The sequence below is a fragment of the Loktanella sp. DSM 29012 genome (assembly GCF_900110705.1).
Lineage (GTDB): Bacteria > Pseudomonadota > Alphaproteobacteria > Rhodobacterales > Rhodobacteraceae > Loktanella > Loktanella gaetbuli.
Genome location: NZ_FOEJ01000001.1, coordinates 291657 through 315557, shown reverse-complemented (window position 1 = coordinate 315557; position 23901 = coordinate 291657). Strand labels below are relative to the sequence as shown.

Here is a 23901-nt window from a genome sequence, read left to right as displayed (position 1 = left end):
CGTGATTACCACGAGTATGTCACACCCACGCGGCCGCCGACCTTGCTCTGGTCGAAGCCGTAGGTCACGCCAGCGTCAAGTTGCGTGCGCGCATCCACGCGGTAGGCCCCCGACATGGCAAAGGCCTGCGCCCCGTCAAAGAAACCCAGACCGCCCGAAACGGCGTAGGTCGCGTTCGGATCGACATAAGGCGTGTTCAGCGCCATCGCCATCGCGATGCCGTCCCGGTTGGTCAGGATGTCATTGCGGTTCTGCGCAATGGCCGCGCTGTTGGCGACGACACCACCCTCCAGGTCATTCAGGCGCTGGCTCGTGGCACCAAAGGCACCGTTGATCTGGCCGATGATATCGGATTCGATCGTGGCAAGATTGCCATTCTCGTCCGACGTGACCAGCCGCAGCTTGCCGCTCTGGGCGTCCCGGCTTGCCTCGGATGCGATGCCGGGCAGCGTGTAGGTATGCACATTCGTGCCGATCACGGCCTGGTTCGCACGGGTTGCGGTGGCACCGTTGCCAATGGCGATGGAGTTGTCACCGGATGCGGTCGACCGGTTGCCAAAGGCAAGCGCGGTCGCACCGGATGCATTCGCGGCCTCACCCACGGCGGTGGATCGCACGCCACTGGCCTGCGCCAGATGACCAAAGGCCTGCGCACGTTCCGCGGTTGCCGCGGCCTGCCAGCCGATTGCCGTTGCACCATCACCGTTCGCCGTTGCCTCGCCACCGATTGCTGTCGTGGAATTGCCGGTTGCCGTGGTCGCGGTGCCGCCCGCATCGTCGCTGCCGATGGCGATGGAATCGACACCGTTCGCGCGCGATTGGTAACCGATCGCGATGCCGCCATCGCCCGGCGCGTCCGCATCCTCGCCCACGGCCGTGGAAAATGCACCCGTCGCATCGGCCAGATGACCAAAGGCCTGCGCCCGTGTCCCCGTTGCGCTGGATTGCCAGCCGATCGCCGTCGTGCCCGGGCCGGTCGCCACGGATTCGCCACCAACCGCCGTGGTGGAATTGCCGTCCGCCGCAGCACTGTCACCGATGGCCAAGGCGTCGATCCCGGTCGCTGTCGTCTCGTTTCCGATTGCCGTCGCGAAATCGCTCTGGGCGTCGGCGTTTTCACCGATGGCCAAAGAGCGTTCACCCTGCGCGGTCGCAAGGTGGCCAAAGGCCTGCGCACGCTCTCCTGTGGCTGCTGACTGCCAGCCGATGGCGGTCGTGCCGGCACCCGTCGCCACCGATTCACCGCCGATGGCAGTCGTCGAATTTCCGGTTGCTGCAGAACCTGCACCAACTGCGACCGCATCGATACCCTGCGCAGAAGCACCGATCCCATCGCCAGAATTGTTCTGCCCACCGACTGCGACGGCACCTTGGCCCGACGTATTCGCAAAATAGCCCACGGCGGTATTGTCGGCATCAAACGCGACAGCATTGGAACCAACCGCAGTGGCACCTTCACCGCCGTTGGATGCGATGCTGCCGACAGAAACAGAATTGGTCCCAAGTGCGATGGCATTCGGGCCAAGCGCGACAGAATCGGTCCCTACTGCGATACCGCCACCATCGCCGTAGGCCTGTGCTGCAACACCTTGCGCACCCGCCAGCAGCGCCGCGGTTGCGACCCCCGTCCACATCGTTTTTCTGGAAATCGTCATTTTACCTAATCCCTATGCAATCATTACTTACCCCAAGGTAAAGCAACGCTGACGCGAGGCCAGAGAAAACGCATGCAAATTCTTCACGAGATTGTTTATCTTCGCGCGTTTCAGACACTTTCAGTCTATTTGGCGCGTCGAAAGGACAGAATCGTCCAGAACCTTGACCTCTCGCTGCGGGAAGGGGATCGAAATGCCGTTTTCGGCAAAGGCGTCCCACAACGCCAGATAGACGTTTCCGCGGATGTTGGTCAGACCGCCGGTGGGGTCCGAAATCCAGAACCGCAGGATGTAGTCAACGGAACTGTCGCCGAACCCGACGATATGGCAGACCGTCGGGCGCGAGGACAGAACGCGATCCACGCTTTGCGCCGCTGCAATGGCGATCCGTCGGACATCGTGGGGATTGTCGCTGTAGGCCGTGCCGAAATAGATATCCAGACGCACGAATTCGTTCGAATGGGACCAGTTCACCACCTGACCGGTGATCAGGTCCTCGTTCGGGATCAGGTATTCCTTGCCGTCGCGTGTGGTGATGCTGACGTATCGCGCGCCCAGCGAATTGATCCAGCCAAAGGTATCGCCCAGACTGATGACGTCGCCGGGCTTGATCGACTTGTCCAACAGGATGATGACGCCGGACACGAGGTTCGACACCACCTTTTGCAGGCCGAAACCCAGACCCACACCGATGGCACCGGACAGGACCGCAAGCCCGGTCAGGTCGATCCCGATGGTTCGCAGGCCGATGAACACTGCAGCACTGTACAGCGCGATCTGCATCGCCTTGACCGCCAGCACCTGCATGGACGGGCTGATGTCGTTGTTCCCCCGGATGCGTCCCGTGGCGGTGCGGGACAAGAACCGCGCACCGATCCACAGCACACCGATGACCAGGATAGCCTGCACCAGTTGCAGCAGCGAAAACCGGACCTCGCCGATGTGAAATGCCGCGCTGTCCAGCAGCGCCGAAAATTCATCCGTCAGCCCCAGAATCCGCAGTGTGATCCAGGCCCACAGGGTATAGCGGGCCACACCACGCATAAAGGGATTGCCGATCAAGCGGGTCGTCAGGGCAACCAGCAGCCATGCCAGCGCCAGATTGCCGATGATCTGCAACAGATAGCTGCGGCTGTTCCACGTCACCTCTTGCATGACGAAGATCACCAGCCAGATAATCACGACAAATGCGATGCCCCGCAGACGTCGGTGCACGACCAGCATCCAGCGGATGCGCCACATCGGCCAGTCTTCGCGTTCCTTGATCCAGTTGCGCAGACGCGGCGCAAAGATGTGCCGCACCATATGCGCGGCCAGGAAAATCCCGACGAAAATCAGGATTTGATACAGGATCCACGGACGCCACAGCGACGATATGAACACCTCGGCCTGCTGGATCAGATCGTGACCGACGCCGACGATTTCCGCGATCGGGGTTTCAGGGGTCTCTGCTGCCAGCAACAGGTCATCGTGAACGGCCATAACTTTCCCCCAACAGATCGCGACCGGTGTCCCATGCGACCAAGGCAAGGCTAGCATGCGAATGACCGGCGTCCAAGACAACGGCGGGAAGGTCGCATTGCAACGCCGCACCGCCAAAGGGAGAGGCCACTTATCCATTCGCGCAATGGAGGGGACAAATGCCCTACATTGTCGGCATTGACTCCACGGCAACATTCGACAAAGGTCATGTTGCCACAATTATAACGCATTGATTTTTATATTGTATTCATTTCGGAAACAATGCGTCTCTTGTCAAAGGATTGACGATGGAACTGTTCGTCTTGCCAGCTTTGCTGGGGATCGGTCTGCTGTACGCATTCACGACGGACGATGATGATTCCGACGATGATCTTGCAAACGACGAGGGTCTGACGCTGGGCCAGACAGAAGTGTCCGAGCCGTCTGCGCCGACACCCGTATCATCGCCCGATGCAGATCAGACCCTCACCGGGACAGTCGGCGATGACACGCTGACCGGCGCGGATGGTGATGACCAGATCGAGGCATTTCGCGGCAACGATGTTCTGATCGGCGGTGCAGGGTCGGACATTCTGAACGGGGCCGCAGGTGATGACTTGCTGCGTGGCGGCGCAGGTCGCGACCTTCTCGTCGGTGGATCGGGTTCGGACGATATCGACGGTGGCGCGGGCGACGACCTCATCTTGCCGGGCGTCGGTCGTGACGAGACCGATGGTGGCGACGGCGACGACATCATCATCGACGAACAGGGGTTCGATATCATCTACGGTGGCGCGGGTGACGACCTCATCGCCTCGGGCCGTAATCCAGATACAGTGTTCGGCGGCGACGGCGACGACATAATTGTCTATCAGGGTGAGGCTGGCGTGCTGTCAGGCGATGACGGTGACGATGTCATGGTCGCCATCAACGAATTTGCTTCCCCGGACGGCACGCGCATGGACGGCGGGGCCGGGAACGACGTGATGTCGGGCATCGGCGACAGCCTGTTTGGCGGCACCGGCGATGATACCCTAGGCACTTATGAACCCGAAGGTGCCGACGCGGGCAAGGCTGTATCACGGCTGAACGGTGGATTTGGCGACGACACCCTGATCAGCGCGGATGGCGACGCCTTTCTGACGGGCAATCAGGGGACCGACAGCTTTGTCGCGACGACGACAGGCAAGACAACGATCTTTGACTTTGATCCTGCGACAGAGACCGTCGATTTTCAGGTCGAACTCCCCGACGGGCTGGACCCTGACACGACGCTGACACCGACATTGATGATCCGGGGCGTCGGCGCGGATACACAGATCAGCCTTTCCGTGCCAGAGGGCCAATCGGGTCTGGTCCAGAACGAAGAACAGGTCGTGATCTTGAAAAATGTCGACCCGGACGATCTGCGGCGTGATAGTGTGACACTGTCGCTGCTCAGATCGGCGGATCGCACGGCAACGCTTGACGCGACTTTCAGGCCAACTTTGCCGGATTTCGACGCCTAGCGGTCTGCTGCCGCCTTTAACGATGCAACCAATCCGTGGGGGATGATCTGATGGAACTTTTTCTTATACCGGCCCTGTTGGGGATCGGCCTGATCTACGCGCTGACCAATGACAATGACGATGACGACGAAAGCGATAACCCGCCGGCGGACGATGGTCTGACCCTTGGCGTGACCGAGGTGGCGGAACCGCAACCGGAACCCGAGACACCGGACCCCACCGATCCGCCGATCGCACCCCTTCAGCTGGGGACCGATGGTGACGACGTTCTGACCCTCGACGATAACGACAATCGCTACAGCGCCCTGACTGGCAACGATTCCGTGAATGGTGCCGGCGGTAACGATACGCTGATCGGTGACGACGGCGACGACACGCTGCGCGGCGGTGACGGCGACGACATCCTGCGCGGGCGTCTGGGCAATGACGAAATTCGTGGCGATGCTGGCAATGATATTGTCGACGGCGGATTCGGCGACGATCTGATCGGCGGCGGCACAGGCGACGATCAGGTCTTTGGCGGCGCGGGCAACGACGTCCTGTTCGATGGTGCGGGCGACGACACGCTAAGCGGCGGCACAGGTGACGACGAAATCAACCTGGTCGCGGGTATGAACCGTGCCTTTGGCGGTCTGGGCGACGATACGATCAACGCGACCGGCGGGAGCGGCCTGATCCTCGGCAACGAGGGCGACGATACCGTAGCGATTGCGGATAATGCCGATACCGGACCGTTCCGCGTGTTTGGCGGTGACGGTGATGATGCCATCAGCGCGGGACAATCCGACGACATCCTGTTCGGTGGTGACGGAAACGACGCGATTGACGGCGGGGCTGGCAACGACAAGATCGGCGGCAATGACGGCGATGACGACCTCGACGGCGGTGACGGAAACGACGATGTCAGCGGCGGCGACGGGAACGACACCAACAGCGGTGGTGCCGGTGACGACCTGCTGTATGGCGGCGCGGGCGATGACATCATCAACGGCGGTGCCGGGGATGATCGGCTCTTTGGTGGCGCGGGCGACGACGTGCTGTCTGGTGGCGCCGGCAGCGACGATCTGTTTGGCGGGGCGGGAAATGACCTGATCACCGCCTACGATCTTGACGGAACCGACCAGATCACGCTGGGCGATGGTGCCGACCGGGTCGATATCGCGGCCAACGCCACGATCACCGACTTTGACCCCGAAACCGACCAGATCAGCATGCTTCTGCTGGTCGAGGATGCCCCCGAGGACAGTCTGGGAACCGAGGTGATGGTGTCACTCGAAGAGGTTATCGACGAAACCGGACGCTACACCCTCGTGCGTTTCGTGGAACCAGCACCCGAAGGTGCGGTGAACGGCGATATCGTCGTGCGCCTGAACAACGTCACAGCCGCCGACCTGACCGAGGACAATTTTACCGCCCTGGTCAGCGATCCCGCGCTGGTAACCTGAAAATGAGGGTGCCGCGAACAGCCGCGCACCCGCCTTCCCTCTTGCTACAAAGCGGGGCGAGGTATATCTCGCCCCGCATGAACAGGTTTTTCGACATGGATGATCGCGCCCGGCTGCCTTGGCGGTTTTTCGGCGCGAACCGGACGATCCTCGCACATCTATGATGCGCGCGGCGTCGCGTGACGCCCGTCAGACCGATCTCTTCCAACAGCCAATCACATGGGAGTGGACCAATGTCCCCCAAGACCCTCTACGATAAAATCTGGGATGCGCACCTCGCGCATGAAGCCGACGACGGCACCTGCCTTCTTTATATCGACCGTCACCTCGTTCACGAAGTGACCAGCCCGCAGGCGTTCGAAGGTCTGCGCATGACCGGCCGCACCGTGCATGCCCCCGACAAGACCATCGCGGTGCCCGATCACAACGTGCCGACCACGCTGGACCGCGCCAACGCCGAAACGATGACCGAGGACAGCCGTATCCAGGTCGCCGCACTGGACAAGAACGCCAAGGATTTCGGCATTCACTACTACCCCGTGTCCGACGTGCGGCAGGGAATCGTGCACATCGTGGGCCCCGAACAGGGCTGGACCCTGCCCGGCATGACCGTCGTTTGCGGTGACAGCCATACCGCCACCCACGGCGCATTCGGCGCGCTGGCCCACGGCATCGGCACGTCCGAGGTCGAACACGTGCTGGCGACCCAGACGCTGATCCAGAAGAAATCCAAGAACATGAAGGTCGAAATCACCGGCAAGCTGCGCCCCGGTGTCACGGCAAAGGATATCACGATGTCCGTCATCGGTGTCACGGGCACCGCCGGCGGCACGGGCTATGTCATCGAATACTGTGGCGAGGCGATCCGCGACCTGTCGATGGAAGGCCGGATGACCGTCTGCAACATGGCGATCGAAGGCGGCGCGCGCGCTGGTCTGATCGCACCCGATGAAAAGACGTTCGCATATTGTGAAGGCCGCCCGCATGCCCCCAAGGGCGCACAGTGGGAAGCCGCGCTGGCGTGGTGGAAAACCCTGTATTCCGACGACGATGCCCATTGGGACAAGGTCGTGACACTCAAGGGTGAGGACATCGCACCATCTGTGACCTGGGGCACATCGCCCGAGGACGTGCTGCCGATCACCGCAAACGTGCCCGCCGCATCGGATTTTAACGGCGGCAAGGTGGGTGCTGCGCAGCGATCGCTGGACTACATGGGCCTGACGCCCGGTACACCACTGTCCGATATCGCCATCGACACCGTGTTCATCGGGTCCTGCACCAACGGCCGGATCGAGGACCTGCGTGCCGCTGCCGCGATCCTCAAGGGCAAGAAAATTGCCGTGAAACGCGCCATGGTCGTGCCCGGATCGGGTCTGGTCCGCGCGCAGGCCGAAGAAGAAGGTCTTGCCGATATCTTCAAGGAGGCCGGTTTCGAGTGGCGTCTGGCCGGATGTTCCATGTGCCTTGCGATGAACCCGGACCAGCTGGCGCCGGGCGAACGTTGTGCGGCAACCTCCAACCGCAACTTTGAGGGACGGCAGGGTCGCGGCGGACGCACGCACCTGATGTCGCCCGCCATGGCCGCCGCCGCCGCGATCACTGGCAAACTGACCGACGTTCGGGAGATGATGTAATGGACAAGTTCGACAAACTCAGCGGGATCGCGGCACCCATGCCATTGGTGAACATCGACACCGACATGATCATCCCCAAACAGTTCCTCAAGACCATCAAGCGGTCGGGTCTCGGCGTGAACCTGTTCGACGAGATGCGCTATGACGACAACGGCGACGAAATCCCCGATTTCGTGCTGAACAAACCGCAGTATCGCAACGCCGAAATTCTGGTGGCAGGCGACAACTTTGGCTGTGGGTCGTCGCGTGAACACGCACCTTGGGCGATCAAGGATTTCGGCATCCGCTGCGTCATCGCGCCCAGCTACGCCGATATCTTTTACAACAACTGCTTCAAGAACGGCATCCTGCCCGTGGTGCTGCCACAGGAACAGGTCGACGTGTTGATGAAAGACGCCGAAAAAGGGTCGAACGCCCGGATCGAAATCGATCTGGAAGCGCAGACAATCACGTCGTCCGACGGCGATGTGTTCACCTTCGAGGTCGACAGCTTCAAGAAGCACTGCCTGATGAACGGTCTGGATGACATCGGTCTGACGATGGAAAAGGCCGCATCCATCAAGGCGTTCGAGGAACAGGCCGCCACGTCGCGCCCTTGGGTCTGAAAACAACACTGATTGAGTAAAACTGTCTGTATGGGGCTGGCGCGAGCTGGCCCCATCATTTTGTGGTCACACCCAAGGCTGACGCATGAGCGCCACAAAAGGGTTGCAAAGCCGCACCACCCCTGCCCCAAAACGGCCAACGGCTTTCCTCATATATCTCAGGCGCTTGTGCGACCGGGATGAAAGGGGCAGAATTATGGCAATCAAGAGGCAGCCCGCCACATTTGCGGGACACGAAAACGGAACAAAGGGTCGGCATCGTATCGCCCCTGGCCGTAACAAGGACGAGCAGTCGATGAACACGACCCTGCTAAAGGCGTTCGCGCGCGCTTTGTGCGTGTTGGCGCTTATTGCGACGCCGACGCTGTTTCTACCGCAGCCTGCAGGCGGCAATTCCGCCGTTGTCGCCCTCGTCGCCATCTTTGCCGCGATTTTCACGGTCGTCGAATACAGTTCCGCCAGCCCCAGCTTTATCGAATTCCGCAGCGCCCCCCCGTTCAACCGCCTGCGTTTTGCCGCCCTGTTCGTGACCGTTCTGACCCTGTCGCTGATCATGCGCGGCGAAGAGGCGCCGTCCACGCTGACAATGCTGTTGCAGGTCATCGGACAGCAGGTTGGCAACGCGATGGACGTGCCGTTTTCGCCAGTGCGCCTGATCCAGCTGATGATGACCGACGACACACCCGCCCATGTCATGGAAACGCTGCGCGTTGCAGCGGGACTTGCCTATGTCGTGTCGCTGCTGTCGATTGCGACATTCATTGTGATGCTGCGGGTCAAACGCTGGCCGCGTCGGACCGACAGTTTCAACGTCTGGATCAATCTGCCCATGTTCGACCCCACCGCAGGCGACGATGTCGTGGTGCGCCTGAACCGCGACAGCCAGATTAACCTTATCTTAGGTTTTCTGCTGCCATTCCTGATCCCGGCGATTGGCAAGCTGATCACGATCTATGCCACTCCGATCGCGCTGAATGATCCGCAGACCCTGATCTGGATGGTGGCCGCATGGGCATTCTTGCCTTCGAGTTTGTTGATGCGCGGGATCGCGTTGTCGCGCGTGGCACAGATGATCCACGCCCAGCGCAAACGCGCATACGCCGCCGCTGCTGCCGACGGTTTGCTGCCGGTCTGATCCTGTGGCTGGTGGCCACGGTTGCCCAGGCAGAACCTCTGCGCATCGCCACCTTTGCCGCGCCCTTGGGTCGCGACGGGCCGGGGTTGTTGCTGCGTGACCTCGGACGCGACGACCCCCAGATTGATGCGGTGGCTGCAATCGTGCTGGACACGGATGCCGATATTCTGCTGCTGACGGACGTGGACCATGACCTCGATGGTCTGACCCTCGCAGCACTCGCCCAGCGCTTGAACTACCCGCATCGCTTTGCACTGGCACCCAATACGGGCCTGCCGACGGGTCTGGACCTTGATGGGAACGGCAAGTTGGGCGAAGCGCGCGACGCGCAGGGCTATGGCCGGTTTCCGGGTGACAGCGGTCTCGCGATTCTGTCGCGCTATCCGATCATCACAGGTGACGTGCGGGACCTGTCCGCAATGCTGTGGCGCGACCTGCCGGGGGCGACGCTGCCCGAGGGGCCGCTGGGGTCAGCAGACATCATGGCCGTGCAGCGCCTGTCCTCGACAGCTCACTGGATCGTACCGATCGCAGCACCCGGCGGGCTTGTGACACTGATGGCCTACAGCGCGACACCGCCCGTTTTCGACGGGCCAGAGGATCGCAACGGCCTGCGCAACCGGGACGAGTTGCGGTTATGGACCCATATCCTGGATCACGATGCACCGCTGGATTTCATCATCATCGGCAATGCCAACCTCGACCCCGCTGACGGGGCCGGGTATCGCGCGGCGATGCAGACCTTTCTGGCCGATCCGCGCATCATCGATGCCGCACCGGACAGTCCCGGTGGGCTGGCGGCGGCTGACCCCGACCATGCCGGCGATCCTGCTCTGGACACCGCCGACTGGTCAGATGACGGCCCCGGCAATCTGCGCGTGTCCTATGTTCTGCCCGCCGCGACCTGGTCGGTAACGGGTGCCGGCGTCGTCTGGCCAACGGGTGATGATCCCCTCGCCCAAGCTGTCGCGGCCGCCGGACTGCACCGGATGGTCTGGGTCGATATTGCACGCTGACTTGATCCCGGCGGTCCTTGGGTTTACGCCACGCGCAAACCTTTAGTCACAAGGACCGCTGACATGTCGAACCCCTCTCTCTTGATCCTCGCCGGTGACGGCATCGGCCCCGAAGTCATGGACGAGGTGAAACGCATCATCACCTGGTACGGCGACAAGCGCGACATGCCGTTCGATGTGTCCGAGGACCTGGTGGGCGGGTGCGCCTATGACAAGCATGGCACACCTCTGCACGACGACACGATGGCCCGCGCCCAAGAGGTCGACGCCGTTCTGCTGGGCGCCGTCGGCGGGCCGAAATACGACGATCTGGATTTCAGCCTGAAGCCCGAACGCGGCCTGCTGCGCCTGCGCAAGGAAATGGACCTGTTTTCCAACCTGCGCCCCGCGCAGTGTTTCGATGCGCTGGCGGATTTCTCGTCGCTCAAGCGTGATATCGTCGCAGGTCTCGACATCATGATCGTCCGCGAACTGACCTCTGGTGTCTATTTCGGCGAACCGCGCGGGATCCACACCGAAGGCAACGAGCGCGTCGGCATCAACACCCAGCGTTACACGGAAGCCGAAATCGCCCGCGTCGCACGGTCCGCGTTCGAACTGGCCCGCCGTCGCGGCAACAAGGTCTGTTCGATGGAAAAGGCCAATGTGATGGAATCCGGCGTGCTGTGGCGTCAGGTCGTGACCGAAGTCCACGAAAAGGAATACAGCGACGTGGAACTGTCGCACATGTATGCCGACAACGGTGCCATGCAGCTGGTGCGCAACCCCAAGCAGTTCGACGTGATCGTCACCGACAACCTGTTCGGCGACCTGTTGTCCGATGCAGCCGCCATGCTGACCGGTTCGCTGGGCATGTTGCCCTCTGCCTCTCTGGGTCTGCCCATGGCAAACGGCCGCCCCAAGGCGTTGTACGAACCGGTGCACGGATCAGCCCCCGACATCGCAGGTCAGGGCAAGGCCAACCCCATCGCCTGCATCCTGTCGTTCGCCATGGCGCTGCGCTACAGCTTTGATGCGGGCGCAGAGGCCGACCGTCTCGAGGCAGCGGTCGAGACCGTGCTGGCCGACGGTGCACGCACCGCCGACCTGCTGGGCCCGGAGGGCGGTTCGCCCATCAGCACCACACAGATGGGTGACCGGATTCTGGCCGCGCTCGACGCCAGCCTGTAATTCAGACCAACGATCCAGATGGCTCCGCTCTTGCAGCGGGGCCATCCTTTTCTGCGCCCGTGGCAGCGCAGGCGGCCCCGGCTGGCGCGTAAATGAGCAGCCGAAAAACAGGCTGCCGCGGATCGGCCTCGGGACTTGACGCGCGCAAAATCAACGCGCATCCGTCGAACTGACGCTATTCCAAGGCAGGACGTTATCATGGCACCGAATGCAAAAGGCGCGCTGCTGGCGCTGGCAGCCTATGCGATCTTTTCGACGCACGATGTTTTCATCAAAATCCTTGGCGCGGATTATTCACCGATCCAGATCGTGTTCTTTTCGGTGCTTTTGTCGTTCCCGCTGGCGACCTTTCAGCTGATGCAGGACGCCACACCCGGCACGCTTTTGCCAAAACACCCTTTTTGGATGGCGCTGCGGACCGCGGCTGCCGTCGTCACCGGGTTTTGCGTCTTCTACGCCTTTTCCGTGCTGCCGCTGGCACAGGTCTATGCGATCCTGTTCGCCACGCCGTTACTGATCACCATTCTTGCGATTCCGATTCTGGGCGAACAGGTGCGCCTGCGCCGCTGGATGGCGGTTCTGGTGGGCCTTGCCGGTGTGATGGTGGTGCTGCGGCCCGGCAGCACGACGCTGGAACTGGGTCACGCTGCGGCATTGCTGGGTGCATTCGGGGCTGCGCTGACAGGCCTGATCGTGCGCAAGATCGGGGCAGACGAACGCCCCGTCGTGCTGATGCTGTATCCGATGGCGGGCAACTTTGTCGTCATGGGCGCCGCACTCGGCTTCGTCTATAAACCGATGCCGGTCGAACATATGGGCATGCTGTTCGTGATATCCGCCTTTGCCTTTTTCGCCGGCCTGCTGGTGATCGGGGCCTACAAGGCAGGCGAGGCCGTGATCGTCGCCCCCATGCAGTATAGCCAGATCATCTGGGCCGCGATTTTCGGTGCGCTGTTCTTTGACGAAGTGCCGGATGGCGGCACCGTTCTGGGTGCGGCGATCATCATTGCCAGTGGCCTGTATATCGTCCTGCGCGAAAGCCGGTCCGACAACAGTGGCACGCCGAACCTGCGGATGCGCCTGCGGTTCGAGACGGGCACATTCCTGCGACCGCGCCCGCGCGAGATGGAACCGCACCAGGAGTCCCCGCGGGTGGTGCCGCCCAATGCACCTTCGGCCCGGCCCAAACCCCATCTGCGCGGATTGCCGGGCCGTGTTCCGCCCGTTGCGGAACCGCGGCGCAAGGACACGGAATAGTCTTGTCAAACCGCCGTGGCGGGTTTACGACGCCGCCACGGTCGGGCTGTAGCGCAGCCTGGTAGCGCACCTGCTTCGGGAGCAGGGGGTCGGAGGTTCGAATCCTCTCAGCCCGACCAGATCACAAAATTCGCATTCAATCGCACCATGGCGTGTCGCAGTGGACAGTCGTTTGTCCCTGTCTGATGCCGGATGTCGTCGCCCTGCCACGGGTCGTGAATGTCGCCGCAGCACCAATCAAACAAACCATCTGCCGGTCCGCGTCTGACCACGATGGAACCCTGAACCGTTCCCCCGCGTTGAGCCAACGAACAACAAGAGGAGAATGACATGAGTGCGACGAACAGCAACCTGACCGGTGACAACAAGGCCGTCGAGGCAACCGAGCGTCAGAAGGAACGCCCCGAAGAGGCGGTTCATCACGAGTTGAAGAACGAAGAGGGCGCGGACAAGTCCAAGGACTGATCCCCCGACCATCGCGAAAAAAGGGCGGCCATAGTGGCCGCCCTTTTCACGTTCAGTCCTTGTGGCTGTCTGCAAAGGCTGCCTGCGCCGTCGGGCTTGCCTCTGTCTGGTGTTTCTCTTTCCACTCATCGAAAGGCATCCCGTAGAATGCCTCGCGGCCTTCGTCCTTGGTCATCGGGATACCTCGTTCGTTCGCGGCCTCCTGATACCAGCGAGACAGGCAGTTTCGGCAAAATCCAGCCAAATTCATCATGTCGATGTTCTGCGCGTCAGGCCGGTCCTGCATCAGGTGTTGTTGCAACCGCCGAAAGGCAGCCGCTTCGATTTCGGTGCGGGTTGCGTCGTCCATCATCAATCCTCCTGTCATAGGCCGGTGTCGGCCAATACCTGTTTCAAGATGGGGGCGAGGCGTCCGGCCCACAACGCCTGATCCTGCGGCGTGGTAATCAGATCGTGCCGCAGCTCGATCAGAATGTTGGGAATGCCATGCTGGTGGGCATGGCGATCAACGCTGTCGCCCGGCAGATTGCCCGAATAGGGCTGGTTGTCGCCGGTGACCCAACCGGCGTCGCGGCAGGCCTGCACCAATGGGGCCGCCAACCGCGCGTCATCGGCATACAGGATCGCAACTTCCCAAGGTCGCGGCGCGCGCCCCTTGAGTTGTGGCGTAAAACTGTGGATGGCGCAGAACACGGGATTGTCGCGCTGAGCCACCAGATCTGCCACTGCCGCATGATAGGGCCGATAGAGCCGTTCCAGCCGCTGGGTCAGATCGGCGCTATCCGCAGCACGGTTGGCCGGGATAACCGTCCCGTCATACAGCCGCATCAGCAGCGTGGGATCCTGTTCGCCCCGGTTGGGGTCGATGACCAGTCGCGAAAACCGTGTTGCGATCATCGGACTGTCCAGCGCTGCCGCCAGACCATTCGCGACACCTTCGGCCCCGATATCATAGGCGATATGCCGGTTCATATCCGCCGCCGGCAGACCCAGGTCACCGCCATGGATCCAGTCGGGGACGATGTTGGTTGCGTGGTCGCAGGTCACGATCCAGCGTCCGGGCCGGTCCGCACCGACGATATCGTAGGATTCTTGTGTCATGTGCACCGTCATTTTTTCGTCACCCCACCTAGTCTAGTTGTAGCGCGAAGGGAATTGCGCAATAACCGGCCCAACTGGTGCGTTACCGCTAACGCCCGTCTCACCGCCGGTGAAAAGGACCAACACATGAAACGTAATCGCAACGTCAAGATCGTCGCCACCCTCGGGCCTGCGTCGGACGACTATGAAATGATCCGCAAGCTGCACGAGGCCGGTGCCGACGTGTTCCGCCTGAACATGTCGCACGGCAGCCACGACGAGATTCGCGTGCGTCACGCCACGATCCGCAAGATCGAAAAGGACATGGGTTCCCCCATCGGTATCCTCGCTGACCTTCAGGGTCCGAAATTGCGGGTCGGCGTTTTTGCGAACGGCGAAGAAATGCTGGAGGTCGGCGCATCCTTCCGTCTGGATCTCAAGGATGAGGAAGGCGATGCGACACGCGTAAAGCTGCCGCACAAGGAAATCTTTGATGCGCTGGAACCCGGCAGCCACTTGCTGGTCAACGACGGCAAGATCAAACTGCGGGTCAAGGACTGTGGCCGTGACTTCGCTGATACCGAGGTTCTGGTTGGCGGTATGATTTCCAACCGCAAGGGCGTGAACGTGCCTGACGTGGTGCTGCCGCTGGCCGCGCTGTCGGACAAGGACCGCAAGGATCTGGAATTCGTCTGCGATCTGGGCGTTGACTGGCTGGCCCTGTCGTTCGTCCAGCGGCCCTCTGACGTGGAAGAGGCGCGCGCGCTGTGCAAGGGCCGGGCCAAGATCCTGTCCAAGATCGAAAAGCCCGCTGCCGTCAAAAACTTTGACGATATCCTTGCCGTCAGCGACGGCATCATGGTCGCCCGTGGCGATCTGGGGGTTGAACTGCCCGTGCAGAACGTGCCGCCGATCCAGAAACAGCTGGTTCGCAAATGCCGCGCCGCAGCCAAGCCGGTGATCGTCGCGACGCAGATGCTGGAATCGATGATCGATTCCCCGATGCCGACCCGCGCCGAGGTATCCGACGTGGCCACCGCCATCTACGAAGGGTCCGACGCGATCATGTTGTCCGCCGAATCCGCCGCAGGTTCGTTCCCGATCGAGGCTGTGACCACGATGGACAACGTCGCAATCGAGGTCGAGGCCGACCCCACCTATACTGAAATCATCGAAAGCAGCCGTAAAACCTCTGGCAGCTCTGTCGCTGACGGAATCGTGGCCGCCGCACGCGAAATTGCGGAAAAATCGGACATCAAGGCGATCTGCTGCTATTCGCAGACGGGCAGCACGGCAGCATTGGTGGCACGCGAACGCCCCCGCGTCCCGATCCTGGCCCTGACCAATCACATCACCACCGCGCGTCAGTTGTGCCTGATGTGGGGAATCAACAGCGTGCTGAGCGGTCAGGTCGACCGGTTCAAGGATGCCGTGATCGAGGCCGTGCGTGCATCGCTGCGCGAGGGCATGGCAACCGAGGACGACATGATCGTCGTCACGGCAGGTGTGCCCTTCAATACGCCGGGTTCAACGAACATCCTGCGCGTCGCCCCCTGCCAGGAAAGATTGATTCACAGCTCCGATACAGAATAGGCTGCGGCATTGCAGTTATTTTATTGAGGATGAAACATGGATACCGACCTGATTTTTCTGGGCGGCGTCGTTCTCGGAGTCTTGTCGATCCCGGCAATTATTTCGGCGATGGTTGATGGGCGGGTGCCGCGTGCACCTGCCATAATCATTATGCTTGCCGCTGTCATGATTGGATACGCGGTACGTCATCGCCCCGGGGCCTACACCTTTGAAACCTTGCCTGATGTGGTGATGCGGGTTCTGGCGGGGTTCGGCCTCTAAACCCGCTTGCCAAACCCTGAACACCGTCCTACAAGGCCCGCTCTTACCGCGCGTCCGGCCCGAATGGCATGCCGAGTCGCGCGTCCAACCACCCGATGAGGAGATGGAAATGCCGAAGATGAAGACGAAATCGAGCTGCAAGAAGCGGTTCAAGATCACGGCCTCTGGCCGGATCAAGGCAGGTCAGGCTGGCAAGCGCCACGGCATGATCAAGCGGAGCACGAAGTTCATCCGCGACGCCCGTGGCACCACGGTTCTCGCGAAGGCTGATGAAAAGATCATCAAGCCGATGATGCCCTACGCACGCTGATCAGGAGGACCAACCATGCGCGTTAAATCCGGACCCGTCACCCACCGTCGCCACAAAAAGATCCTTGATAAAGCCAAGGGTTACTACGACCGCCGTTCCACGACCTTCAAGGTCGCGACGCAGGCTGTCGACAAGGCGCAGCAGTATGCAACCCGCGACCGTCACAACCGCAAGCGCAATTTCCGCAGCCTGTGGATTCAGCGTATCAACGCCGGTGTGCGCGCGATCGACGAACAGATGACCTATTCGCGGTTCATCAACGGCCTGTCGCTGGCCGGCATCGAAGTCGACCGCAAGGTTCTGGCCGACCTGGCCGTGAACGAGCCGCAGGCTTTCGAAGCGATCGTGAACAAAGCCAAGGACGCATTGGCCGCCTGAGCCAATACATCCGATGCACACGACAAAGCCGCCCCAGATCGGGGCGGCTTTGTTCGTTTTTGATACCCGATTATGAGTGATGAATAGTCTCAAAAGGATTCGTTTCCCCTCCGTCGCGACGGGAAATCACGCTCTCTTTTGCATTAATTTTAGGCAATGGATTGTCATCGACAATTCGTGATCGGTTTCCATTTGGGAAACAATTACTTAACCTTCCGCCACGTAATGGTTTTTACGATTAGTTCAAATTTGTGGACTAATCGCGTCAAGGTTGTGTCTGGACAGACCTTGCCCCAAGCGCGCTAGACTTCCCCCAGGTCGTGATCAGCGACATTCTAAGGAGAATGGTCATGGGTATTTCTACAATCACCGTACGTCCCTACGACGGGACACTGGCATCACTCAACCTTGGCGGTATCACCAACGTCAATGTCCTGAACGGGGTCGGATCGCCACAGGGCGCAACCATCAACGACGCCGACGGCATTCTGAATTCCGCCGACGATGGCATCGCACGATTTATCTTGGACGGATCGACCACGGAATCGACGATCAATTACATCGGCAGCGGCAGCGTCTCACTGATCAGCGCACTGGGGATCGAACTCTTTCCGCGGCCCATTTCGATCTTCGAAGTCGATGGGCAGATCTATTTCTACGTACCCGAAGGATTGCCGCCACTTTCCCTGGTCAATGTGTCATTCAACATCGATCCGGAAGCCGACCTTATCCTGCCCGACTTTGTGCCCTGCTTCCTTGCGGGTACGCGGATCACCACGCCCAGCGGCAACCGGGCGATCGAGGATATTCAGCCAGGCGACACCGTTATAGATACGCAGGGCAGAAACCACACGGTGCTGTGGACAGGTGCCAAAACCATTCACCTCGACGCCCTGTGCGAAGCGCATTACCAAAAACTGGTGCCCGTTCGGATCAGCAGCGAGGCCATGGGCGGCAGGGCCCCCTTTCGTGATCTGATCGTGTCACAGCAACATCGCGTCGCGATCCGCCACCCGGCAACCGAATTGCTGTACGGACATGTCGATTGTTTCGTTCCTGCCGTTTCACTTGTCGGCTACATGGCAAACTTTGCGACCGACCTGACGACGGTGACCTATCACCACATCCTGTGCAAAGAGCACATCACCCTGTTGGCAAACGGTGTAGAGGCCGAAAGCCTGTTTCTGGGCGATCTTTTGTCCACGAGCATGCGTCCCGCACTCCGCCAAGAGATCGCAATGGTCTTTCCGGAACTTCGGTCCAGCGACCTGGCACCCACAGGATACCAGACAAGCCTGCCGACCCTGCGCGCGTTCGAAGGGCGCGTCCTGTGCAACATTCTGGCCGGCCCGCCCAAGTGCCAACCAACCCCCAAGCGCCCGACAGACGCGAGGCCCCGCGCGCTGCACAAGATCAAGTCAAGTCGGTACATGCAAACATCCAAACCGCCGACGCGCTAGCCCGACCACAATTTCCGACCGGTGATTTTCGGCCACCTTGCGTCATGCCTTGGCAGGATATAGCACAGGCCCACCACCGGAAGGACCGAACATGACCGATCTGAAAGCGAAATACCTGGACCTTATTTCCGGTGCAGGTGATGAATCCACGCTCGAAGCATTGCGTGTACAGGCGCTTGGCAAAAAGGGTGAAATCAGCCTTCAGATGCGCGAACTGGGCAAGATGACGCCAGAGGAACGCCAGACGGCTGGTCCCGCGCTGAACGCCCTCAAGGACGAAATCAACAGCGCCCTGATCGCGAAGAAGGCCGCCCTCAGCGATGCGGCCCTGAACGCCCGGCTACAGACCGAATGGCTGGATGTGACACTGCCCACCCGGCACCAGCGCCAGGGCACCATCCACCCCATCAGCCAAGTCACCGAAGAGGTCACCGCGATTTTCGCGGACATGGGTTTTGCCGTCGCCGAAGGGCCGCAGATCGAATCCGACTGGTATAACTTTGACGCGCTGAACATCCCCGGCCATCACCCCGCCCGCGCCGAGATGGATACGTTCTATATGTCGCGCGCCGAAGGCGATGACCGCCCGCCCGCCGTGCTGCGTACCCACACCAGCCCCGTCCAGATCCGCAGTATGGAGGCATCAGGCGCCCCCACGCGCATTATCTGCCCAGGCCGCGTGTATCGTGCCGATTACGACCAGACGCACACGCCGATGTTCCACCAGATCGAGGGCCTCGCCATCGACAAGGGCATTTCCATGGCAAACCTGAAATGGGTGCTCGAGGAATTCGTGAAGGCCTATTTCGAAGTCGACCACGTCGATATTCGCTTCCGCGCCTCGCACTTTCCATTCACCGAGCCCTCGGCAGAGGTCGACATCCGCTGCTCTTGGGAAGGCGGCACGCTCAAGGTCGGTGAGGGCGATGACTGGCTTGAAATCCTCGGGTCCGGCATGGTCCACCCCAAGGTGCTGCAGGCCGCTGGCGTCGACCCGACCCAGTGGCAGGGCTTTGCATTCGGCATGGGAATCGACCGCATCGCGATGCTGAAATACGGAATCCCCGACCTGCGCGCATTCTTTGATTCCGACCTGCGCTGGCTGCGCCACTACGGGTTCTCAGCCCTCGACGTGCCGACCCTGCGTGGAGGGTTGAGCCGGTAACGACATCCGCGTTGCCCGGCGCTTTCCCCTCGTTTTGAAATAGTCAGGACTGCCATGACCGACGACGACTACGACGCCATTGTCGACCTCAACGACATTTACCCCGGTGCGGGCACGTTTCGGTTCGGCAATTCCAAGGCGGAATGCCAGCAGCAGATCGACCTGGTCCGACGCGGCGAGAAATCGGCGAATTGCGCGCCCTTTCGTGATTTCAAGGACGATCCGGACGCCATGCCCGTCGTGGGCCGTTGCGATATCGCGGCGAACTGGGGCGGGTCACCCGCGCTGGTCCTGCGCACCACACGTGTCGAACACGTGCGGTTTTGCGACGTGACGCTGGACATGGCCGAGGCCGAAAGCAGCAGCTACACTCTGGACGGCTGGCGCGCGGAAAAGACCCATTATTTCAAGCGCAACGGCGGCTGGTCCGACGACATGCCTCTGGTGTTCGAATTTTTCGAACTGGTCGAGGACCTGGACGGCCGCAGTCTGTAACTACTGCCGGACCATCGACACGTCGAACCCACCTGCCGACACCGTCACCCGTGCCAATGCGCCACCCGCATAGGCCAGCTGCATGTTCAGCGATTTGAAGTTGAACGGTGACAAATGCCCTTTGCCAGCCGCGACGCGGTAATCCATGTCGCAGACGGTCTGGCCGTTTTCGGTGGCGGTGCTTGCCGTGGAAATCGCCACCAGACGGCGCCCGTCATACATCTGTAGCGGGGCAGGACAGCCACCCGCCCGTTCCAGCCGGGCGAACAGCTCTGACGGGAACAGAACATCCGCAGGCACCGATTCAGGCGCGCTCAGGTCAGTGGCGTCATTGGCAGGCACAATCGTTACATTTGCCACGCGGCCATTCTGCCGGATCACAGAGATATCACGCGTCTTGCCACCACGGTTCACGCCCAGATACTGCTCGGCGGTACTGCCGTCGGGCAGTTGCACCTTGGTCACCGACGCCTGAAACGTACCGTCAGCAACACCCAGCGGCGTGTTGTTCAGCGTTGACTGCAGGCTGGCCCCATTGGTTTCCAGCGTCCCGATCTGCCGACTGCCCAGCATCATCGCGTAGGTCTCCGCAATCGTGGGCGTGGCAGACATGACCACCAAGAATGAAATGACCGTCCGACGCATCCGCAAGGCTCCTGCTGGTTCTGCCGACCTCTTAGATCACAAGGCTACGGTTATGCGATAGCAATCTGCGTACATCGGCAGCAACCCGCATGGCGCGACGCACTTTGCCGTCGCTTTCATTTTTACGGACGGGTTGAAATCGTGGATATCTGGATGAACACAGGCTGACCAAAGGAGGCGTCAACGCTGCCGTATGTCGCCGGGAAGTGCCATATCAAATTGCCAAACTCAGGTCAGCCGACTGCGCACCGGTTACAGCGCAGTCATGCGCAGCAAATCCATACGGCTGACGCAGCCCGTCAGGTGGGCGGCACAGCTATATCGCCAGGGTTCCACCAGAACCAAGATCGACAAATGCCGCTGCCGTCGATCTGAAATGCAGGGATGTGGTGCCGCATGAGGGATTCGAACCCCCGACCCCATCATTACGAATGATGTGCTCTACCGACTGAGCTAATGCGGCATCCGGGGTGCGATCTAGCACCCCATGGGCGGTCAGGAAAGACCTATTTTTTGTCCGAGGCAGGTGCAGGCAGCGGGTCGAGCACTTCTGCTTCGCTGACCGCGACCTGATTGGCTTCTGCCGGCTTTTGCCCGACGATCAGCGGCAGCATTTCCGTACCTGTCGGCATGGCGACCTCGCCCGCTGGCGGGCGTTTCCAGGCCAGCGTATCAAAAGCGGCGCAATTGTCACAGACCGGACCCCAGGACGCATGGATATGCTGACAGTTTTCGCAAATCCACTGCGGCCCGCGCGGTGCCGTCAGCGCACGTGTCAGCCAACCGCGCACCACCGCATCGTCAGACCCCTGTCCGCGTTCGATTGCAGCCATCAGTGTCAGGCTGCGCCCAGTCGGATCATCGGTCACAAGATGGCCCAGGGCGCGCTTGGCGGCCGGAAAATCCTCTGCCGCGATGTTCAGCTCGGCCAACAACATCCGCGTTTCGGGATGATCCGGTTTCTGCTTGGTCAGGGCACGGAAACGTTTCAGACGTTCCTGCGGTGTTTCATCCGGCGCGATTTCGGCAAATGCGGCAGCGATATCGGGATGCGGTGTCACACCCCATGTTTTCGTCAGGATCTTGGCGGCCTTGCGCGGCTCTGATTTTTCCAGATGCGCCTGTGCGGCCATGATCGCGGCGGGCACCAGATCGGGCGACAGGCGGTTGGCCTCGATCGCCGCCTCACGCGCTTTCATGTCCTGGCCTTCGTCCATGATGTCCTTGGCCTCTGACAGGGCCAGAACGGCATCACGGCGCTTGTGCACATCACGCGGCAGCGCACCCGATTTCAGTTTGGCCCCCAGCGTTTCGCGGGCACCGGCCCAATCCGCCTTTTCGGCCTGCAACCTCAGCAGTGTGTCCTGAACCCCCTCGTGCTGCGGTTTGATCTCGAACGCCTTGCGGGCAAGACCCAGGGCGGTATCGGTATCGCCTGCCGCCAGCTTTTGCTGCATCAGCCCGCGCACACCGACAAACCGGGTTTCGTCCTTTGCCACCAGCGCGCGATAGCTTTCTTCTGCGGTGCGGGTGTCACCTGTCATCTCGGCGGCCTGCGCCTTGAGAAGCGTGGTCAGGTCGGGACGGTTCAGGTATTTGTCCGCACGTTTGGCCTTGGTCATCGCCAGGTGGCCTTCGCCGCCTGCCAGCGCGAACAGACCTTCTGACAGGGCCTCGAACCCCTTGCGTTCGCGGTTACGATCGAAATGGCGCGAAATCGCGGTCTGATCACCGTTAAGGAAACGGAAGACCGCAACCAAGAGCTTGATCAGTTTCAGCCCGATCCAGACCAGCACGACCAGCGCCACCAAGGCGACGACCATCTGAAGCGCGCTCAATGCCACCTCGTATCCGCCGATCGACAGGATCGCGCCGCCCTGCATATCCAACAGTTGCACGGCACCCCAGGTCAGACCCAGAACGATGACAACAAAGACCGCGATTTTTAGGAGTGTCGAAATCATGTGTCAGGCCCTCAATTGGCGGTCAGGTTGGTGTCGATCTGTTCGACGGCGTCAATGGCTGCTGCACGCTGTTCGGCCAGCGTGATCCAGTCGGTCATCGCGGCGCGTGGCGTTTCGGGCAATGTCTGAACCTCGGCCAGGGCGTCGTTCAGGCGTCCGCTCCGCAGTGCCGCTTCGGCCCTGCTCAGGATGGCGTCGGCTGATGTGCCCTCTCTTGGGGCAGTGGACCGCACGTTCAGCTGGCTGCGCAGGAACCCGCCCAGACCCCCGTCCGTTTCCGTTCCTTCGCCGGATTGGCGGGCCGCTTGCAGGGCTGCACGGGCAGCCTCGGGGTAGGCTTCGCGCAGGGCTTCCATCGTCGGGACACCCTCTTCTGCGACGGCCGACAAGGCATCGGGCACCGGCCCATCCAGCGCCTCCCCCAGATCGCCGAGAACGGCGGCCATCGGCGCGCCGCTTTCGACGGCGCCCTGAATACGGGCCAATGCGGCACGTGCGGTTTCCGTGCGCGCGCCTGCAATCGCGTTTGCCTGAATGGTCTCGGCCTCGGCGCGGATGGCCTCCAGTTGGGACTGCAATTCATCGCGCTGTGCCTGCAACTCTGCGGTCTGGTCCGCGATCTGTTGGCTGAGGGCCTGCACAGCCGCATCCTGCGCTGCCTCGCCGATGATGGGTGCGGCAGGGTCGGTCGCACCCGTGGGCAGGTCTGCGAATTGGTCCTGCAACGCAGTCAGTTCGGCCTGCAGGTCAGCAACGGTCTGTTCCAGACCCGTCATGTCTGGGGCAGGGGCAGCGGCGGGCAGCGCTGCTATGTCGTCGCGCAGCGCATCGATCTGCACCTGAACGCTGTCATCACCACCTGCAACAGGTGCCACCATTCCGGTTTGCGTCCAGGCAATCCCGTAGCCGATGAGACCGGCAACCAACCCGCCCATCGCCATGGGCAGGAAAATCGGACGCCGCTTTTCGGTCTGCTGCGGCTGCGGGGTTGGCGCGGTTTCAGCCTGTCGGGGCTGTTCCGTCACAGCGACAGCTGCGTCCACATCGGCCGGGTCACGTTCCGTTTGCGGCGCGGGAATCGAAGGGGGCGGCATGGCTGTGGTCGCTGATGTGGGATCGAGGGATTTTCCCTTTGCCGGTGTCTTTGCCACATCATTCCCCTTCGTTCTTCGAAACGCGGCAATCTGCCACCAATC

The 23901-nt window shown here is 61.2% G+C and carries 23 protein-coding genes and 2 tRNA genes; 17 read left to right on the top strand and 8 right to left on the bottom strand.

From position 1 onward, the window contains the following. Positions 1–5: 5 nt before the first annotated feature. Positions 6–1655 (bottom strand): YadA C-terminal domain-containing protein, encoded by a 1650-nt coding sequence (locus tag BMX27_RS01565; RefSeq protein ID WP_218144639.1) that lies wholly within the window; start codon positions 1653–1655, stop codon positions 6–8. A 120-nt stretch (positions 1656–1775) separates the two neighbouring features. Next, on the bottom strand, positions 1776–3137 hold the full coding sequence (locus tag BMX27_RS01560; protein ID WP_090158157.1) for a mechanosensitive ion channel family protein: 1362 nt from the start codon (positions 3135–3137) through the stop codon (positions 1776–1778). 287 nt (positions 3138–3424) lie between these two features. Between BMX27_RS01560 and BMX27_RS01555 the strand changes: the two genes are divergently transcribed. The 10 genes from BMX27_RS01555 to BMX27_RS16990 all read left to right on the top strand — a co-directional run bounded on the left by BMX27_RS01555 (position 3425) and on the right by BMX27_RS16990 (position 13354). Then, a complete protein-coding gene (locus tag BMX27_RS01555) occupies positions 3425–4624 on the top strand; it encodes a calcium-binding protein (protein WP_090158156.1) in 1200 nt (399 codons plus the stop codon). 50 nt (positions 4625–4674) lie between these two features. After that, on the top strand, positions 4675–6069 hold the full coding sequence (locus tag BMX27_RS01550) for a calcium-binding protein (protein WP_090158155.1): 1395 nt from the start codon (positions 4675–4677) through the stop codon (positions 6067–6069). A 233-nt stretch (positions 6070–6302) separates the two neighbouring features. Beyond that, positions 6303–7706, top strand: a complete 1404-nt coding sequence (leuC, locus tag BMX27_RS01545) for a 3-isopropylmalate dehydratase large subunit (RefSeq protein WP_056030020.1) — start codon at positions 6303–6305, stop codon at positions 7704–7706. Then, a complete protein-coding gene (gene leuD, locus BMX27_RS01540) occupies positions 7706–8311 on the top strand; it encodes a 3-isopropylmalate dehydratase small subunit (RefSeq protein WP_090158154.1) in 606 nt (201 codons plus the stop codon). The genes leuC and leuD overlap by 1 nt, the downstream gene beginning before the upstream one ends. Before the next feature lie 196 nt (positions 8312–8507). Then, complete coding sequence (locus BMX27_RS01535) at positions 8508–9446, top strand: hypothetical protein (RefSeq protein WP_256212355.1); 939 nt, start codon at positions 8508–8510, stop codon at positions 9444–9446. An 11-nt stretch (positions 9447–9457) separates the two neighbouring features. Continuing rightward, entirely contained in the window at positions 9458–10462 is a 1005-nt protein-coding gene (locus BMX27_RS01530; protein ID WP_256212354.1) for an endonuclease/exonuclease/phosphatase family protein, read from the top strand. A gap of 63 nt (positions 10463–10525) precedes the next feature. Further along, the gene (leuB, locus tag BMX27_RS01525; RefSeq protein WP_090158153.1) at positions 10526–11632 is read left to right on the top strand and encodes a 3-isopropylmalate dehydrogenase; all 1107 of its coding nucleotides are present in this window, start codon (positions 10526–10528) and stop codon (positions 11630–11632) included. 198 nt (positions 11633–11830) lie between these two features. Further along, positions 11831–12889 carry a DMT family transporter gene (locus BMX27_RS01520; RefSeq protein ID WP_090158152.1) on the top strand — a complete coding sequence of 353 codons (1059 nt, stop codon included), beginning with the start codon at positions 11831–11833 and terminating at the stop codon, positions 12887–12889. Positions 12890–12931: 42 nt separating this feature from the next. Further along, positions 12932–13008, top strand: a tRNA-Pro gene (locus BMX27_RS01515). A 211-nt stretch (positions 13009–13219) separates the two neighbouring features. Further along, a complete protein-coding gene (locus BMX27_RS16990) occupies positions 13220–13354 on the top strand; it encodes a hypothetical protein (protein WP_256212353.1) in 135 nt (44 codons plus the stop codon). A 52-nt stretch (positions 13355–13406) separates the two neighbouring features. On the opposite strand, the gene BMX27_RS01510 is transcribed toward BMX27_RS16990, so the two are convergent. Both BMX27_RS01510 and BMX27_RS01505 read right to left on the bottom strand, forming a co-directional pair. Further along, entirely contained in the window at positions 13407–13703 is a 297-nt protein-coding gene (locus BMX27_RS01510; RefSeq protein ID WP_090158704.1) for a DUF1244 domain-containing protein, read from the bottom strand. 14 nt (positions 13704–13717) lie between these two features. Continuing rightward, entirely contained in the window at positions 13718–14455 is a 738-nt protein-coding gene (locus tag BMX27_RS01505; RefSeq protein WP_090158151.1) for an N-formylglutamate amidohydrolase, read from the bottom strand. Positions 14456–14581: 126 nt separating this feature from the next. Here BMX27_RS01505 and pyk point away from each other — a divergent pair, with 126 nt between their 5' ends. From pyk to BMX27_RS01470, 7 genes are all read left to right on the top strand, one after another. After that, complete coding sequence (gene pyk / locus BMX27_RS01500) at positions 14582–16027, top strand: pyruvate kinase (protein WP_090158150.1); 1446 nt, start codon at positions 14582–14584, stop codon at positions 16025–16027. 36 nt (positions 16028–16063) lie between these two features. After that, positions 16064–16288: a hypothetical protein gene (locus BMX27_RS01495; protein WP_090158149.1), complete on the top strand. Its 225-nt coding sequence runs from the start codon at positions 16064–16066 to the stop codon at positions 16286–16288. A gap of 109 nt (positions 16289–16397) precedes the next feature. Then, a complete protein-coding gene (rpmI, locus tag BMX27_RS01490) occupies positions 16398–16598 on the top strand; it encodes a 50S ribosomal protein L35 (RefSeq protein ID WP_056030690.1) in 201 nt (66 codons plus the stop codon). 15 nt (positions 16599–16613) lie between these two features. Next, positions 16614–16976, top strand: a complete 363-nt coding sequence (rplT, locus tag BMX27_RS01485) for a 50S ribosomal protein L20 (protein WP_056029998.1) — start codon at positions 16614–16616, stop codon at positions 16974–16976. Positions 16977–17326: 350 nt separating this feature from the next. Beyond that, positions 17327–18436 carry a Hint domain-containing protein gene (locus BMX27_RS01480; protein WP_177172619.1) on the top strand — a complete coding sequence of 370 codons (1110 nt, stop codon included), beginning with the start codon at positions 17327–17329 and terminating at the stop codon, positions 18434–18436. A gap of 91 nt (positions 18437–18527) precedes the next feature. Further along, positions 18528–19601, top strand: a complete 1074-nt coding sequence (pheS, locus tag BMX27_RS01475) for a phenylalanine--tRNA ligase subunit alpha (protein ID WP_090158147.1) — start codon at positions 18528–18530, stop codon at positions 19599–19601. Positions 19602–19655: 54 nt separating this feature from the next. Continuing rightward, positions 19656–20096: an ASCH domain-containing protein gene (locus tag BMX27_RS01470; RefSeq protein ID WP_090158146.1), complete on the top strand. Its 441-nt coding sequence runs from the start codon at positions 19656–19658 to the stop codon at positions 20094–20096. Here BMX27_RS01470 and BMX27_RS01465 read toward each other — a convergent pair whose 3' ends face one another. From BMX27_RS01465 to BMX27_RS01450, 4 genes are all read right to left on the bottom strand, one after another. Beyond that, positions 20097–20741, bottom strand: coding sequence for a hypothetical protein (locus tag BMX27_RS01465; RefSeq protein WP_090158145.1), 645 nt, complete (start codon positions 20739–20741; stop codon positions 20097–20099). A gap of 387 nt (positions 20742–21128) precedes the next feature. Beyond that, a tRNA-Thr gene (locus BMX27_RS01460) sits at positions 21129–21204 on the bottom strand. A 43-nt stretch (positions 21205–21247) separates the two neighbouring features. After that, positions 21248–22705, bottom strand: coding sequence for a heme biosynthesis protein HemY (locus tag BMX27_RS01455; protein WP_090158144.1), 1458 nt, complete (start codon positions 22703–22705; stop codon positions 21248–21250). Between the two features lie 11 nt (positions 22706–22716). After that, the gene (locus BMX27_RS01450; protein ID WP_143056768.1) at positions 22717–23856 is read right to left on the bottom strand and encodes a COG4223 family protein; all 1140 of its coding nucleotides are present in this window, start codon (positions 23854–23856) and stop codon (positions 22717–22719) included. Positions 23857–23901: the final 45 nt, after the last annotated feature.

Bases quoted from the DNA above. Each gene is read 5' to 3' on its own strand.
- BMX27_RS01565 (WP_218144639.1), bottom strand. From the start codon at position 1,655: ATGACGATTTCCAGAAAAACGATGTGGACGGGGGTCGCAACCGCGGCG.
- BMX27_RS01560 (WP_090158157.1), bottom strand. From the start codon at position 3,137: ATGGCCGTTCACGATGACCTGTTGCTGGCAGCAGAGACCCCTGAAACC.
- BMX27_RS01555 (WP_090158156.1), top strand. From the start codon at position 3,425: ATGGAACTGTTCGTCTTGCCAGCTTTGCTGGGGATCGGTCTGCTGTAC.
- BMX27_RS01550 (WP_090158155.1), top strand. From the start codon at position 4,675: ATGGAACTTTTTCTTATACCGGCCCTGTTGGGGATCGGCCTGATCTAC.
- leuC (WP_056030020.1), top strand. From the start codon at position 6,303: ATGTCCCCCAAGACCCTCTACGATAAAATCTGGGATGCGCACCTCGCG.
- leuD (WP_090158154.1), top strand. From the start codon at position 7,706: ATGGACAAGTTCGACAAACTCAGCGGGATCGCGGCACCCATGCCATTG.
- BMX27_RS01535 (WP_256212355.1), top strand. From the start codon at position 8,508: ATGGCAATCAAGAGGCAGCCCGCCACATTTGCGGGACACGAAAACGGA.
- leuB (WP_090158153.1), top strand. From the start codon at position 10,526: ATGTCGAACCCCTCTCTCTTGATCCTCGCCGGTGACGGCATCGGCCCC.
- BMX27_RS01520 (WP_090158152.1), top strand. From the start codon at position 11,831: ATGGCACCGAATGCAAAAGGCGCGCTGCTGGCGCTGGCAGCCTATGCG.
- BMX27_RS16990 (WP_256212353.1), top strand. From the start codon at position 13,220: ATGAGTGCGACGAACAGCAACCTGACCGGTGACAACAAGGCCGTCGAG.
- BMX27_RS01510 (WP_090158704.1), bottom strand. From the start codon at position 13,703: ATGGACGACGCAACCCGCACCGAAATCGAAGCGGCTGCCTTTCGGCGG.
- BMX27_RS01505 (WP_090158151.1), bottom strand. From the start codon at position 14,455: ATGACACAAGAATCCTACGATATCGTCGGTGCGGACCGGCCCGGACGC.
- pyk (WP_090158150.1), top strand. From the start codon at position 14,582: ATGAAACGTAATCGCAACGTCAAGATCGTCGCCACCCTCGGGCCTGCG.
- BMX27_RS01495 (WP_090158149.1), top strand. From the start codon at position 16,064: ATGGATACCGACCTGATTTTTCTGGGCGGCGTCGTTCTCGGAGTCTTG.
- rpmI (WP_056030690.1), top strand. From the start codon at position 16,398: ATGCCGAAGATGAAGACGAAATCGAGCTGCAAGAAGCGGTTCAAGATC.
- rplT (WP_056029998.1), top strand. From the start codon at position 16,614: ATGCGCGTTAAATCCGGACCCGTCACCCACCGTCGCCACAAAAAGATC.
- BMX27_RS01480 (WP_177172619.1), top strand. From the start codon at position 17,327: ATGGGTATTTCTACAATCACCGTACGTCCCTACGACGGGACACTGGCA.
- pheS (WP_090158147.1), top strand. From the start codon at position 18,528: ATGACCGATCTGAAAGCGAAATACCTGGACCTTATTTCCGGTGCAGGT.
- BMX27_RS01470 (WP_090158146.1), top strand. From the start codon at position 19,656: ATGACCGACGACGACTACGACGCCATTGTCGACCTCAACGACATTTAC.
- BMX27_RS01465 (WP_090158145.1), bottom strand. From the start codon at position 20,741: ATGCGTCGGACGGTCATTTCATTCTTGGTGGTCATGTCTGCCACGCCC.
- BMX27_RS01455 (WP_090158144.1), bottom strand. From the start codon at position 22,705: ATGATTTCGACACTCCTAAAAATCGCGGTCTTTGTTGTCATCGTTCTG.